Annotated in this window: 17 protein-coding genes; 8 read left to right on the plus strand and 9 right to left on the minus strand. The window is 61.0% G+C overall.

The features are described 5' to 3' along the window. Nucleotides 1-25: 25 nt before the first annotated feature. From RCH06_RS12410 to pip, 4 genes are all read right to left on the minus strand, one after another. On the minus strand, nucleotides 26-511 hold the full coding sequence (locus tag RCH06_RS12410; RefSeq protein WP_327081776.1) for a CvpA family protein: 486 nt from the start codon (nucleotides 509-511) through the stop codon (nucleotides 26-28). A gap of 15 nt (nucleotides 512-526) precedes the next feature. Continuing rightward, a complete protein-coding gene (locus RCH06_RS12415; RefSeq protein WP_327081777.1) occupies nucleotides 527-1,384 on the minus strand; it encodes an SPOR domain-containing protein in 858 nt (285 codons plus the stop codon). 78 nt (nucleotides 1,385-1,462) lie between these two features. Then, nucleotides 1,463-2,773 carry a bifunctional tetrahydrofolate synthase/dihydrofolate synthase gene (gene folC, locus RCH06_RS12420; RefSeq protein ID WP_327081778.1) on the minus strand — a complete coding sequence of 437 codons (1,311 nt, stop codon included), beginning with the start codon at nucleotides 2,771-2,773 and terminating at the stop codon, nucleotides 1,463-1,465. Between the two features lie 157 nt (nucleotides 2,774-2,930). After that, on the minus strand, nucleotides 2,931-3,881 hold the full coding sequence (gene pip / locus RCH06_RS12425; RefSeq protein ID WP_327081779.1) for a prolyl aminopeptidase: 951 nt from the start codon (nucleotides 3,879-3,881) through the stop codon (nucleotides 2,931-2,933). A 180-nt stretch (nucleotides 3,882-4,061) separates the two neighbouring features. Between pip and RCH06_RS12430 the strand changes: the two genes are divergently transcribed. Both RCH06_RS12430 and RCH06_RS12435 read left to right on the plus strand, forming a co-directional pair. Continuing rightward, entirely contained in the window at nucleotides 4,062-4,406 is a 345-nt protein-coding gene (locus tag RCH06_RS12430) for an arsenate reductase (protein ID WP_327081780.1), read from the plus strand. Between the two features lie 173 nt (nucleotides 4,407-4,579). Further along, entirely contained in the window at nucleotides 4,580-5,398 is an 819-nt protein-coding gene (locus tag RCH06_RS12435) for a glycine zipper 2TM domain-containing protein (RefSeq protein ID WP_327081781.1), read from the plus strand. Nucleotides 5,399-5,481: 83 nt separating this feature from the next. Here RCH06_RS12435 and RCH06_RS12440 read toward each other — a convergent pair whose 3' ends face one another. The 3 genes from RCH06_RS12440 to RCH06_RS12450 are packed head-to-tail and all read right to left on the minus strand — an operon-like array spanning nucleotide 5,482 to nucleotide 7,024. Further along, entirely contained in the window at nucleotides 5,482-6,264 is a 783-nt protein-coding gene (locus tag RCH06_RS12440) for an anti-sigma factor (protein WP_327081782.1), read from the minus strand. Next, nucleotides 6,261-6,452 (minus strand): hypothetical protein, encoded by a 192-nt coding sequence (locus RCH06_RS12445; protein WP_327081783.1) that lies wholly within the window; start codon nucleotides 6,450-6,452, stop codon nucleotides 6,261-6,263. The genes RCH06_RS12440 and RCH06_RS12445 overlap by 4 nt, the downstream gene beginning before the upstream one ends. Next, nucleotides 6,449-7,024 carry a sigma-70 family RNA polymerase sigma factor gene (locus RCH06_RS12450; protein WP_327081784.1) on the minus strand — a complete coding sequence of 192 codons (576 nt, stop codon included), beginning with the start codon at nucleotides 7,022-7,024 and terminating at the stop codon, nucleotides 6,449-6,451. The genes RCH06_RS12445 and RCH06_RS12450 overlap by 4 nt, the downstream gene beginning before the upstream one ends. A 145-nt stretch (nucleotides 7,025-7,169) precedes the next feature. Here RCH06_RS12450 and ppnP point away from each other — a divergent pair, with 145 nt between their 5' ends. From ppnP to RCH06_RS12480, 6 genes are all read left to right on the plus strand, one after another. After that, complete coding sequence (gene ppnP, locus RCH06_RS12455) at nucleotides 7,170-7,496, plus strand: pyrimidine/purine nucleoside phosphorylase (protein WP_327081785.1); 327 nt, start codon at nucleotides 7,170-7,172, stop codon at nucleotides 7,494-7,496. Nucleotides 7,497-7,536: 40 nt separating this feature from the next. Next, nucleotides 7,537-8,874, plus strand: coding sequence for an argininosuccinate synthase (gene argG / locus RCH06_RS12460; protein ID WP_327081786.1), 1,338 nt, complete (start codon nucleotides 7,537-7,539; stop codon nucleotides 8,872-8,874). Nucleotides 8,875-8,883: 9 nt separating this feature from the next. After that, nucleotides 8,884-9,669: a hypothetical protein gene (locus RCH06_RS12465; protein WP_327081787.1), complete on the plus strand. Its 786-nt coding sequence runs from the start codon at nucleotides 8,884-8,886 to the stop codon at nucleotides 9,667-9,669. A gap of 14 nt (nucleotides 9,670-9,683) precedes the next feature. Further along, a complete protein-coding gene (locus RCH06_RS12470) occupies nucleotides 9,684-9,893 on the plus strand; it encodes a type II toxin-antitoxin system MqsR family toxin (protein WP_327081850.1) in 210 nt (69 codons plus the stop codon). 2 nt (nucleotides 9,894-9,895) lie between these two features. Then, nucleotides 9,896-10,297 carry a type II toxin-antitoxin system MqsA family antitoxin gene (locus RCH06_RS12475; RefSeq protein WP_327081788.1) on the plus strand — a complete coding sequence of 134 codons (402 nt, stop codon included), beginning with the start codon at nucleotides 9,896-9,898 and terminating at the stop codon, nucleotides 10,295-10,297. A gap of 208 nt (nucleotides 10,298-10,505) precedes the next feature. Beyond that, nucleotides 10,506-11,954, plus strand: a complete 1,449-nt coding sequence (locus RCH06_RS12480) for an alpha/beta hydrolase (protein ID WP_327081789.1) — start codon at nucleotides 10,506-10,508, stop codon at nucleotides 11,952-11,954. Nucleotides 11,955-12,147: 193 nt separating this feature from the next. On the opposite strand, the gene RCH06_RS12485 is transcribed toward RCH06_RS12480, so the two are convergent. Beyond that, nucleotides 12,148-12,999, minus strand: a complete 852-nt coding sequence (locus RCH06_RS12485; protein ID WP_327081790.1) for a glycine-rich domain-containing protein — start codon at nucleotides 12,997-12,999, stop codon at nucleotides 12,148-12,150. A gap of 2 nt (nucleotides 13,000-13,001) precedes the next feature. Further along, nucleotides 13,002-14,069, minus strand: a complete 1,068-nt coding sequence (gene murB, locus RCH06_RS12490) for a UDP-N-acetylmuramate dehydrogenase (protein ID WP_327081791.1) — start codon at nucleotides 14,067-14,069, stop codon at nucleotides 13,002-13,004. Nucleotides 14,070-14,076: the final 7 nt, after the last annotated feature.

A 14,076-nucleotide genomic window follows, 5' to 3' on the forward strand; every position in this document is an offset into this window, starting at 1 on the left:
CAACGCATACAGCTGACTTGTTCAGCTAATTCAGATAATTTGCAAACTGTTCCGGCAGCAGCGGCTTCAGATTGTCGAGCGTGGCGGTCAACACTGGCGCGCCTTTGGACGCCAGCCACCAGTCGCTGGACTTCAACGCCGTCATGTTGATGACCACCGTCGCGGCCAGCAGCATGATCACGCCGCGCAGCACGCCAAAAGCCGCACCCAGCGTGCGGTCTACGGGACGCAGACCGATGGCGTCCACCAGCTTTTTCACCAACGCCGCCAGCAACCCCGCCACAAACAACGCCCCAATAAAGACCAGCACAAACGCCGCTGCATAGCGCAGCGTATTTGAAGTCGACTGCAGCGGCAGCCAGGTGGCCACTTGCGGCGCAAACCATTGCGCGGCATAAAAAGAAGCGGCCCATCCCAGCACCGACAGCACCTCATACACCAGCCCGCGCCAGGCGCCCAGCAACAGGGAAAAGACCAGCACCCCCGTCAAAATCAAGTCAAACCCCGTCACAAAGCGGCCAGGCGACTAGAAGCTCAAAATCGCAACCGGCAGATCGAGCGAGCGGATCTTGTTGACCGCTTTTTCGGCTTCTGACTTGGTGGCAAACGGCCCGACACGCACCCGGATGCGCTTGCCGTCTTTGGTATCGACCGCCTGGGTGTAGGTTTTCAGACCCGCCCCTTCGAGCCTGCGGCGGGTTTCGTCCGCCTTGGCGGCATCGGCAAAAGCGCCCACCTGCACCACCATGCGGCCTTTGGTTTCTGCTGCGGAGGCTTTGGTTTCCTCTGTGGCTGCGGGCTTGGCTACTGCAGCGGGTTTGGAAGCCTGCTGCGCAGCCGTGCCGTTAAGCAGGGCTCTGGCCCGGGCACCGTCGTCGCTGGCCGTATTGTTTTTGGGCGGCGTACTGGTTTCGGCCTTGACGGCCGGCTTGACTTCGGCTTTCGGCTCGGGTTTTACCGCAGGCTTGTGCTCAGGTTTTGCTTCTTTTTTAATAGCTGCAGGCGCTGAATCAGTGGGCGCAGGGACTGGTCTTGATGAAAAAATCTCTTCGCGCGGCGACAGACTGGCGGCGGCGGCCACTTTTTCAGACGCGGTTGTCCGTGCGGCGCGCGGTGAAGCGGCGGGCGCAGGAGAAGCCGGAATCACCAGCGGCTTGAGCGCTTTTTTTCCGGGTATTTCAATCGGAATATCGTCCTCAATAGGCCGGGGCTGGGTGTCAAACACCAGCGGAAACCCCACCACCCCCATCAGCACCAGCACCGACGCGCCAATCAGGCGCTGCTTGGCACGTTTGCGCAGGACTTCCACGCTTTGCACCTGGGTGGCTGGACCGGCAGAAGGGGCTGATGCGGCATCGCCCCGACGGAACTTGAAAAACGGCATGGTGTGAGGGGGATTGCGTTAAAGGCCAGAGAGGTTGCAGGGTGCTTCCCAAGGATGGCGCAGGCGGTGGGTTCGACGTCAGGAGGAAAGATGCGGCGCTGAAAGACGCGGTACGCCGTTCTTCAGGATGCCGCCCACGGTGTAGAACGAGCCAAAGACCACAATTCTATCAGCGGGGTTGGCCGCTTTGACCGCTGCAGCCAGCGCTGACTCGGGCGTTTTGTAAGCAGTGGCAGTCACGTCTGCGCGGGTGTTGCCGGCCTGCCATTTGGCCTGCAGCGCTTCGCCGGTGGCCGCCCTGGGCGTGGGCAAATCGGTGAAATACCATTTATCGACCAGCGGCCCGACCCGCGCCAGCATGGGGGCCACGTCTTTGTCGGCCATCGCGCCAAACACCGCATGCGTACACGGGTAAAACCCCATCGCATCAAGATTTTCGGTCAGCGCCGCGACCGAATGCGGGTTGTGGGCCACGTCCAGCACCAGCGCCGGCTGGCCCGGAATGATCTGAAAGCGCCCCGGCAGCTCAACCATCGACAGGCCATTGCGCACCGACTGTGCGGTAACGGGCAGGCGGTCGCGCAGCGCCGTCAGCGCCGCCAGCACGCCCGAGGCGTTGACCAGCTGGTTCGCGCCGCGCAGCGCCGGATACGCCAGCCCCGCATAGCGCCTGCCCCGGCCCGCCCAGCTCCACTGCAGCTTGTCGCCTGAAAAATTGAAGTCCTCGCCAAAGCGCCACAAGTCAGCGCCCAGGCTGGCCGCGTGATCCAGCACGCTTTGCGGCGGCACCGGGTCGCTCACCACCACCGGCTTGCCGGCGCGCATGATGCCGGCTTTCTCAAAACCGATGCTTTCCCGGTTGTTGCCCAAAAACTCCATGTGGTCCAGGTCAACGCTGGTGATGACGGCGCAGTCGGCGTCCAGAATATTGACGGCATCGAGCCGGCCGCCGAGCCCGACTTCCAGAATCACGACTTCAAGTTTGGCATCGGCCAGCAACTGCAAAATCGCCAGCGTGGTGAATTCAAAGTAGGTCAGCGATATTTCATCGTCATTTTGGCATCTTGCGCTTTCCACACGGGCGAAGTTAGCTATCAAATCAGCAGCACTGACGATATCGCCCCGAACCCGGCAGCGCTCTTCAAAATGCACCAGATGCGGCGAGGTGTAAACGCCGGTGCGGTAGCCGGCCTCCATCAAAATCGCTTCCAGCATGGCGCAGGTCGAGCCTTTGCCGTTGGTGCCGGCCACCGTGATGACGGGGCAGTCGAACTTCAGGCCCATGCGTTCGGCCACGGCCTTGACGCGGGCCAGCCCCATGTCGATGGAGGTGGGGTGCAGGCGCTCGATGTAGGCCAGCCAGTCGTCTAGTGTGATGAGATTTTCCATAGAGAGCGCATTGTCGCGCAGACTGGGGGAATACCCGCATTTAAGGGCACTGCATGGTGCGCTCTTTCCTTGCAGCTGCGCGCACTTGCGTCCGCCAAAGCCGAATGGCAGACCGTGCTGAAAAGCGCCGATGCCCGTTTGACGTTGCGCGCCGTTGTCAAGCAGCGAAGCGGTCGGTCGCCGCCAGCAGTTGCGCCAGGATGCCGGGCTCGTTGAAGGCATGGCCGGCGTCGGCGATCAGGTGGAAATCGGCCTCGGGCCAGGCGCGGTGCAAGTCCCAGGCGGTTTTTGTCGGGCAGGCCATGTCGTATCGGCCCTGCACGATGACGCCCGGAATGCCGGCCAGCTTGCCCGCATCGCGGATCAGCTGGCCCTCTTCGAGCCAGCCGCCATGCACGAAATAATGGTTTTCGATGCGCGCAAAGGCCAGCGCAAACTCGTCTTCAGCGTGCTTGGCGATGCCGGTCGGGTCGGGCAGCAGCGTGATGGTTTGGCCTTCCCACACACTCCAGCTGCGGGCACAGGCCAGTTGCGCAGCCCGGTCGTTGCCGATCAGCCGCTGGCGGTACGCGGCCATCAGGTTGCCTCGCTCGGCGGGCGGAATCGGTGCCAAAAATTCTTCCCACAGGTCGGGAAACAGCCAGGACGCGCCTTCCTGGTAATACCAGTCCAGCTCGGCGCGGCGCAGCGTAAAGATGCCGCGCACGATCAGTTCGGACACCTGCGCCGGGTGCGTCTGCGCATACGCCAGCGCCAGCGCGCTGCCCCAGGAACCGCCAAACACCAGCCAGCGCTCGACGCCCAGCAAGTTGCGCAGCCGTTCGATGTCGGCGACCAGATGCCAGGTTGTGTTGTTGTCCAGCGACGCATGCGGCGTGGAACGGCCACAGCCGCGCTGGTCAAACAGCAGCACGCAATAGCGCGCTGGGTCAAACAGCCGCCGGTGGTCTGGCGAGCAGCCCGAGCCCGGCCCGCCATGCAAAAACACTGCTGGTTTGCCTTGCGGGTTGCCGCACAGTTCCCAGTAAATCTGATGCCCGTCGCCGGTATCCAACGTGCCGGTGCGAAACGGCTCAATAGGCGGGTAAAGCGCAGGCAAAGAATTCATCGAATCTCCATCGGGTAAATAAACTGGCACAAACAGGCGCAGCGCCAAAGCGCCAGCGGGGTCATTCATTATTCCAGCACCTGCCAACATACTCAATTGCTACTAAATTAATAGCTGGTTGCACCCGTGTGCATTGCGCAATAGCCATTTATGACATAAAAACATGCAAAAATAGCCGCCATGATCATCCTCTACGGCATTCCCCACTGCGACACCGTCAAGAAAGCCCGCGCCTGGTTGACTGAACACCATCTAGCCTACTGCTTTCATGACTTCAAAAAGCAAGGCGTTCCGCCCGCTGAACTGGCGCGGTGGAGCACATCTGCTGGCTGGGAAACGCTGCTGAACCGAAAAGGCACGACCTGGCGCAAGTTTGATGCAGCCACCCAGGCCGCCGTGGTCGATGCCACCAGCGCCCAAGCTCTTATGCTGGCGAACCCGAGCGTCATCAAGCGACCCGTGGTGGACTGGGGCGAAGACATCACGGTGGGGTTTGATGCCGCCGCCTGGGCAGAGCAGGCTTGAGCCAACTTCAAAACTTTACAGTCGCGCCCGCGAACTTTTGCGGCTGGCAGCGACTCTGATTTACTAAAATCAGGAACAGCGGGCTTGGGCCATGCCAGCTTGGTTTGTCTTGGTGCCAACAGTTCGTCACAACGGTTCAGCTGGCTTTATCGGCTGAAAAAAGGGGTTCAGACATGAAAAACATACGCATTAAAACAGTTGTCGGCGCTGCCATCGCCGCAGCCGCCATGGCGTCCGTGCCGGCATCGGCCATGGACATTTTGGCGCGGGTGATTTCCAGCACGCCGGTGGTGCAACAGGTGGCTGTGCCGCGTCAGGTGTGCAACAACCAAACCGTGATGACGCAGGCACCCAAGTCGGGTGCGGGCGCGTTGATGGGCGCACTGGCCGGAGGCGCTGCGGGCAATGCGATTGGCAACGGCGGCGGTCGGGCCGCTGCCACCCTGATTGGTCTGGTGGGCGGCGCGATGATTGGCGACAACATTGAAGGCCCCAACAACCAGTTGCAAAACGTCCAGCAATGCAGCACCCAGACGTATTACGAAAACCGCGCCAGTTATTACAACGTGGTGTATGAATACCAGGGCACGCAGTACACGACGCAAATGGCCAACGACCCGGGTTTGTATGTGCGCTTGAATATGACGCCGGTGGGCGCCATGCCTGCGTCGCAGTCGGTGCAGCCTTTCCAGTCAGCGCCCATCGAGCCGCAGCAACCCTACTACCAGCCCGCGCCGGTCGCTGCGCAGCCCACCTACTACCCGCCCACCTACCAGCCTGCTTACCAGCCTGCTTACCAGCCCGCGCCGGTGCAGCAGCCGGTTTATGTGCAGCCCATGCCAGCGCCGGTGTACTACCCGGCTTATTACCCCCGGCCTTACTACGCGCCTTATTACTCACGTCCCTACTACGCGCCCTATTCCTCGCCCGTCGGTTTGTCGCTGAACTTTGGCTACAGCCGGGGCTTTGGTGGCGGCCACCATCGCCGTTAACGCGGGTTGGCGTCAAGCATAAAAAAGGGCGTTTTCAAAACGCCCTTTTTTTGTGGAATAGCCGGGTTTTGGCCGCCGCCCGGCTACATCTCCGTCTTGATCAACGCACCCTTGAACAGGATAGGCCCCGTCGCCGCCGTGCCGGGCGGAACACCGCCCTTGGGCTCCAGCGTGATGGCCAGCGCAGGCGAGCGCTGAATATCGGTGCTTGCTGCCGTCAGCTGCACCACGGCGTCACCACTCAACACGCCCAGCGACTTGGCCGGCGCACCGGGCGGCAAGGCCCAGAGTTCGAGCGACTTGTCAGGCTGCTCGCGGAAGTCTCCGACCCGCTTGAGCATGAGTTTTTTGGTGTTGGGATCAAACGTCACCAGCATCGAGGCCGACGCCTTGTCGTCTGCCAGCACGGCGACATATTCAATCGCCGGCGTGGACGCCAGTTTGGCACTCAACTCCTGAACCTGGCCGTTCAGCTGGGTATTGAAATTCAGGCCGGTCACGACCGCAATCACCGCCGCAAAAGCGCCTGCCGCCGTCGCGCCGCGCCACAAGCCCAGACTGGCCCACCAGCCGACCGCAGGCGCTGGCGCCACCGGCACGTTGCGCGCGGCCTGCATGGCATGCGCCTGCTTTTCGGCATTGACGAGGTTTTCAATCCGCTTCCAGACCGCCGGGCTGGGCGCGACTTCAGGCTGCAACTCGGCCACCGACGCCAGCCGGCCTTGCCAGATCAGCGCCGCAGCGCGCAGCGTGGCGTTGTCACGCGCCAGGGTTTCAAAGCGCCGACGCGCACCGCCGCGCAAAGTGCCCAGCGCATAACTTGCGCCCAGCTGGTCAATCAGCGCGGGATTTTTATGAATATTCATGAAACTGTCCAGAAAAACGCACGGGACGTAGCGGCAAATGTGGGGTCAAAAAACGAAGCGGGCAGCGCGGGGCTGCGAATCCGCCACCAGCAGGAGCCGCGCAACTGGCTTTGCCAGGCCGCAGGCGCAGCGGCCCCCTCGGGGCGCAGCGAACCCCGCGAAGTGGGCAGCGTGGGGGCAACATTCATGCGAACCTCCCCATGCAGCCGCGCAATTGCTCCAGACCCCGGCGAATCCAGGTTTTCACCGTTCCCAGCGGCAGCTTGAGCTGCTCGGCCAGTTCGCTGTGGCTCAGGTCGCGCAAATAGGCCAGGCTGACCACTTCGCGCTGTTTGTTTTCCAGCTGGCTCAGGCACTGGTGCAGCGCCCAGGCCTGTTCGCTGGCTTGCGTGGTGTCCATCGGATTGGGCGAGTCGCCGGCCACCGTGTCTGAAATCACGTCGTCCAGCTCCTGCACCCGATCGGCCCGGTCAGACGCCCGGCGGCGCAAGAAATCCAGCCCCCGGCTGCGCACCAGCAAACCCATCCAGGCCATCGGCGGCGACAGCGACGCCTTGTACGACCCGGCAATCTTCCAGATGTTCAGATACGCCTCCTGCAACACGTCCTCCGCCCATTCGCGGTTGGTGACCACGCGCACCGCCACGCCGTAGAGCTTGGACGACGTCAACGCGTACAGCTCTTTGAGGGCCGATTCATCGGCCAGCGCGATGCGGTCAAGGAGTGCGATCAATTGGCTATCCGGGCTTTCTGGTTTCATGGACGTCATTGTCCAGCAATATGGATACGCGCCCCATACCGCATTGGATTCATTCGGCAGCGGTGCCGCCTGCAGGCTGCCCTAAAATCAAACGCTGATTGCCCCGCCTGCCCCGTGCAGCGTTTATCCCCTAACAAACCCCCTCATGACTACCGAAAAAATCGACAACGTCAGCATCACCACCCAGGCCAACGTCTACTTTGACGGCAAATGCATCAGCCACGGCTTCACGCTGGCAGACGGCCGCAAACAGTCGGTCGGCGTGATTCTGCCGGCCACCTTGACCTTCAACACCGGCGTGGCCGAAATCATGGAATGCGTGGGCGGCGCCTGCGAATACAAGCTGGCCGGCACTGATGCATGGGTGCTGTCATCCGCTGGCGAATCCTTCAGCGTGCCTGCCCATTCAAAGTTCGACATCCGCGTGGCACCGGGCTTTGATGCCTACCACTACCTTTGCCAGTACGCCTGATCCACACCCGCCCGATAACCCTGCAGAAACACCTCTATTCATGGCCACCATTCTTCAAAACCTTCCCGCCGGCCAAAAAGTCGGCATTGCTTTTTCCGGCGGACTTGACACCAGCGCCGCACTGCACTGGATGAAGCTCAAGGGCGCGATTCCCTATGCCTACACCGCCAACCTCGGCCAGCCCGACGAGCCCGATTACGAAGAAATCCCGCGCAAGGCGATGCAGTACGGCGCTGAAAAAGCCCGGCTGATCGATTGCCGCCAGCAACTCGCCGCCGAAGGCCTGGCCGCGCTGCAAGCCGGTGCCTTTCACATCACCACCGCCGGCGTCACCTACTTCAACACCACGCCACTGGGCCGCGCCGTGACCGGCACGATGCTGGTGGCCGCCATGAAAGAAGACGACGTCAACATCTGGGGCGACGGCTCGACCTACAAGGGCAACGACATTGAGCGCTTTTACCGCTACGGCCTGCTGACCAACCCGTCACTGAAAATCTACAAGCCGTGGCTGGACCAGTTGTTCATCGACGAGCTGGGCGGCCGTGCTGAAATGTCCGAATTCATGACGCAAGCCGGTTTTGGCTACAAGATGTCCTCCGAAAAAGCCTATTCGACCGACTCCAACATGCTGGGCGCGACGCACGAAGCCAAAGACCTCGAATTCCTCTCCAGCGGCATGAAGATCGTCAACCCCATCATGGGCGTGGCGTTCTGGAAAGACGAAGTCGAAGTCAAGCGCGAAGAAGTCACCGTACGCTTTGAAGAAGGCCGCCCCGTCGCACTGAACGGCGTCGAATACACCGACTTGGTCGAGCTGATCCTGGAAGCCAACCGCATCGGCGGCCGTCACGGCCTGGGCATGAGCGACCAGATCGAAAACCGCATCATCGAAGCGAAAAGCCGTGGCATCTACGAAGCCCCCGGCCTGGCGCTGCTGTTCATCGCCTACGAACGGCTGGTCACCGGCATCCACAACGAGGACACCATCGAGCAATACCGCGACAGCGGCCGCCGCCTGGGCCGACTGCTGTACCAGGGCCGCTGGTTTGACTCGCAAGCCATCATGCTGCGCGAAACCGCCCAGCGCTGGGTGGCCAGCGTCATCACCGGCGAAGTGACCATCGAGCTGCGCCGTGGCAACGACTATTCCATCCTGAACACCGAGTCAAGCAACCTGACCTACCAGCCCGAGCGGCTGAGCATGGAAAAAGTCGAAGGCGCGTTCACACCACTAGACCGCATCGGCCAGCTGACGATGCGCAACCTGGACATCACCGACACCCGCGCCAAGCTGGGCATTTATGCCAAGAGCGGTGTGCTGTCACTGGGCACGGGCGGGGATTTGCTGAATTTGACAGGTAGCAAGAGCGAATAAGGGGGGGGTTTGGCATGGGCGCTTGTGGGACGGGCGCAGTGTGCTATTGAATTTGCAGTAAATATTCATACGTCCGGGAGCCACATCTCCCACGCTTTTTCGGAAGATGTGGCATCAGGGATCACAGACGAGGAAAAAGCAGTGTCATATTTCACTGGAACCAACACAGAGTTCAAGCGCTACATTGGCCCTCGCCTGCGCAACCTTGTGCAGATGATCACCAAGAAACACAAAGCTACTGTCGCTGCTTGTGAACACTGCGGGGTCGCGGATGATCTGGAGGCAGCTCACATTCGAGGTAGAGATCGCAACCAGATCATCGACATCTTGATGGCGGCAAATTCGTCGGCGCATGTCGTCATAGTTGACCTTGAGAAATTCGAGACGGACTTCCGAAGGGAACATGATCCGGTCGAGAAAGCCATCCTAATTTTGTGTCGCCGGTGCCACTCGAAGTACGACTCTGGACACCAGCCTGCTGTGTCCAACAAACCTATGGTCACAAGTGCGAAACCCCTGACCGCACTGGAAAGCACGTTAAGCATGCTGCCAATCGTTTTAGATCCATCGTCGTCGGTCGAATTCAAACGGAGGTTGCTGACTTCCCGAAAAGCGGAAATTGTCATTCATTACGGCAATGGTCGGATTGATCACCGTCCTTGGAATGCGTCGAGATTCTCGGAGAACTCCAACGTTATGGGCAACCTCCGATCACGTCCAGAGTTTAGGTCGGGTGCGTGGCAGGCTGCGGGCATCGTTAAGGTGCATGTATGCGTCACGAACAGTGATACCTAACCCGCTCAGCCAGGCTGGGCGCTACTGCGATGGAGTTGGAACTCTCCGACATGCTGGTTGTGTTGATAGCACTCACGCCAGCAGACTTTTACAAGAGCATGACCACCCATGCCGATCACACGGTATGGCAGGACGTTTACCGCCCAAGCACACCAGCGGGCGACGTGTACCTAAAGCTGACGGTCATTGATGACGTGCTGATTGTTTCCTTCAAGGAGTTATGACCATGAAATGTCCTGTTTGCGGCGCGGCCGAACTGATTCACGACACCCGCGACCTGCCCTACACCTACAAGGGCGAAACGACCACGATTCCTGCGGTGACTGCCGATTTTTGCCCTGCGTGCGATGAGTCCATCACCGATATGCCTGAAACCGAGCGCGTCATGCGCGAGATGCAGGCCTTCAACAAGCAGGTGAATGCGGCCATCGTCGACCCGGCTTTCATCGTCAGCGTGCGCAAAAAGCTTCATCTCGGCCAGCGCGAGGCCGCTGAAATCTTCGGCGGCGGCATCAATGCGTTTTCGCGCTACGAAAACGGCAAGACCAAACCTCCGCTTGCATTGGTCAAGCTGTTCAAGCTTTTGGATCGTCACCCTGATTTACTGAGCGAGGTCAGAAGCGTCTGAGGGCACCGTCGGTCAAAGCCGACGAATTGAACCAACCCTTAGGGTACTGAATCCGGCTTCCCAAAAGCGCCAATTCTCCCGAGGGCTTATCAGGGTATATCCGGTCCCATTTATGTCTCCTGAGCGACATGAATGGCTTTGGGCGCAGGCATAAGCTGCTGTCGGACTTCAACAGCTGCGACTGCAGCCCTACAAACCGGAGACATTAATGAACCCACGTCATTTCAGGATTTTTCGCCCTGCCCTGGCTACTCTTGCCTTGGCCTCACTGGCTGCCTGCGGCGGTGGCGACGATGGCCCCCAGCCCGTCGTGCCGGAACCCAGCCGCGTGCAGGACGCACGTGTGTACACGCCACTCGCCGAGGCCACGTTTGCCGCCTTGCCCAACAGCGCGGTGGCCACCGACCGCTGGACTGGCACGCTGGGCGGCGCGGCCTACCGCATTGAAGTCCCCAAGACCGGCTGGAACGGCAAACTGGTGATGTGGGCGCATGGCTACCGGGGCACCGGCGCCAGCCTGACAGTCGATACCCCCATCATGCGGCGCTATCTGCTGGACAACGGCTATGCGTGGGCAGCGTCGAGTTATTCCAAAAACTACTACGACGTGCGCGCCGGCGTTGAAGACACCAATGCGCTGGCGCTCAATTTCAGCGCCATTGCGGCCGCCAAGGGACGCACGCTGCCAGCGCCGTCCAAGATCTTCATTACCGGCGTCTCGATGGGCGGCCAGATCACCGCTGCAGCCATCGAGGCAGAAGCGCAGATGACTGCCGTCAACAAAGTGAAATACGCAGGTGCTGTTCCGATGTGCGGCGTGGTCGGCGACACCGAACTGTTCAATTACTTTGCTGGCTACCAGGTGGCGGCGCAGCAGCTTGCCGGTGTGCCAATCACCAAGTTCCCGGTCACTGATTTTGCGGCACTGGTGCCTACCATCCAGTCGGCACTGTGGAGCAGCTACCCAACCCAGTCCAACGCGCAGGGCGACAAGCTCAAGAATGTCGTGATGAACCTGAGCGGCGGCGCACGCCCCTTCTACGCCGAAGGTTGGGCCAATCCATCGAACCAGAACAATATCTGGTCTTCGCTGGGCGGCGACGGCACCATCAACGGCATCCTGACGCAAAACGTTCTGGACACGACCCAGCTGTTCTACAAGGTCGATGCGTCCAGCACCAGCATCACGGCGGCTGACACCGCCTTCAACGCCAGCGCTTTCAAGATCCAGCCGACGCTAGACGCCAACCGCCTGCGTCGCGATGGCCTGCGCTGGATTCCGCTGACCAGTGGCGACTTCAACGTGCCGGTCGTGACGCTGCACACGCTGGGCGACCTGTTCGTGCCGTTCAAGATGGAGCAGGTGTATTTCGACCGCGCCAAGGCCAAAGGCACCGACAAATGGCTGGTGCAGCGGGCGGTGCGGGATGTCGGGCACTGCGCTTTCACTGCCGCCGAGGCCACCACGGCTTTTGACGACATGGTCAAGTGGGAGGCCGGCGGTCCGAAACCCGCAGGCGATGACGTAACAACCGCCGCCACCGTCGGCGCAGCCAGCTATGGCTGCAAGTTCACTAAAAACACCCCCAGCACAGAGGACTACACCGCGCCCGCAGTACGCGCTGGTTACCAGGCGAACTATCCCGCTTGCCCTTGAGCCTGCCCGCCAGGCTTTAGGGTGTGTCACGGGCCATGCGAAGCCTCGGCCTCGCATGGCTTGGCAAGCCACACCGCTCACTATGGGGTGAAAGTGGCATGAAAATCAGGAATTTTCAGTAAAACAGGGCTGTAGCGCATGCTGTACGTGCGCAAGCAGCTCTGTTTTTCATAGCGATGATGAAAAACACCGCTTAATCGCCCCCGCCGCTGCAGCCACCACCCCCGCAGCTTCCGCCGTCACTGCCGGAGCTGCTGTCATCTCCGCCGCTGGAGTCAGAACCTTCCGAGCCGCCAAAACCGTCCGCGTCGCCGCTGTAGCTGCCGTCTGAAAAGCTCTCTCCGCAGTACACCCCGCCCGGGTTGCTGCCAAGCGCCAGACCCCGGCAATCGGGCTGGTAGGCAAAGCCGTTTTCTATGGCCAGCTTGGCGTCCAGCGCAAACAACAGTGGCAGCCGGCTCGGTTGGCGCGGCAGGATGGCTTCTTCGCGGCAAGCCCAGTACCAGGCGCGGCGCAAGCCGTCATTGGCCTTCGCATTTTTGCCGAGCACTTCAGCCGGCACATGGTCAATAAAGCGGCCCACCACCAATTCGCACCATTCGCGGTAAGCGCTGGTGTGCAGGATAAATTCATGCCACATGCTGTCCACCACCTTTGAGGGCATGGCCACAAACTGTTTGCGGCTGCGCTGGCAGGCCAGAAAAAACTGGCGCAAGCCGCGCTCGACCAGTTCGGCGTCCTTGGCGCTCAAGTGCGGATACGTGGTGAGCAGCTTGCGCTTTAAAAAATGCGGCAGCGGCACCGTGCGCACCATGCGTTCGCGCTCGCGCGAAGCCCAGATTCCCAGCACCAGCATGGCGGCAAAAAGCGTGAACACGGCGCTCATCACGCCAACCGGCGGACGCCAGCCGACGACGATGCCGACTACCCAAAGCGCCACCCAGGCAAAGGCCACGCGGGCAGCAAACGAGGCCGAATGCCGCAGCACCAGCCGCCGCCAAAGCGGCATCTCAGGCCCGGTGTACACCTTGCCAAAGCGCGGCATGGCTAGACCACGACGGGCTCGGGCTCCAGCCGCAAGCCAAAGCGCTCGTACACGCTGGTCTGGATGGCTTTGGCCAGCGTCATGACTTCGCCGCCGGTGACCGGGTTGGCGCTGCCGCCCCGGTTGACCAGCACCAGCGCCTGCTTGTCATAAACGCCGGCGTTGCCAATCGACTTGCCTTTCCAGCCGCAAGCGTCAATCAGCCAGCCGGCGGCGAGCTTGACCGAGCCGTCGGCCAGCTGGTAGTGCACGATTTTCGGGTCGCGCTGGATGATGTCTTCGCATTGCTCGGGCGAGACGGTCGGGTTCTTGAAGAAGCTGCCGGCGTTGCCGATGACTTTCCAGTCGGGCAACTTGGCGCGGCGAACCTCGCACACCCACTCATAAATTTGTAGCGCGGTGGGCACGTCCACATTGCACTGGCGCTGCTTTTTATCAATATCTGCGTAACCCAGCACGGGTTTCCAGGCTTTGGGCAGCGCAAAACGCACGCGGGTGATGATTGCCCGGTCTTTCAGGCCCAGCGCTTGCGCGCCCGACGCTTCGCCGGGCTGGCTGGCGTGCTTGAAGACCGAATCGCGGTAGCCGAACGCGCATTGCGCGGCGTTCAGGGTGAAGGCTTGGCCGGTCGTCAAATCCACCGCGTCGAGCGAGTCGAAGCGGTCTTGCAGCTCGACGCCATAAGCGCCGATGTTCTGCACCGGCGAAGCCCCGACGGTGCCCGGAATCAGCGCCAGGTTTTCCAGGCCGGGGTAGCCGTTTTGCAGCGTCCAAGTGACCAGGTCGTGCCAGTTTTCGCCGGCACCGGCTTCAATAATCCAGGCCTTGGGCGTTTCACCGGCCAGGCGCTTGCCCATGATCTCGACCTTGAGCACCAGCGGTTTGACATCGCCAGTCAGCACGATGTTGCTGCCGCCGCCGAGCACGAATTTGGGCGCAGCTTGCCAGGCCGGGTCTTGCAGGACGGCGTAAATATCGGCTTCGCTCTTGAGGCGCACAAGATGGAGCGCCTTGGCAACGATGCCAAAGGTGTTGCAAGACTGGAGGGGAGCGTTTTTCTCGACTAACATTCCGGGA

It is taken from the genome of Polaromonas sp. CG_9.5 (assembly GCF_035984465.1).
In the GTDB taxonomy this organism is placed as follows: Bacteria; Pseudomonadota; Gammaproteobacteria; order Burkholderiales; family Burkholderiaceae_C; genus Polaromonas.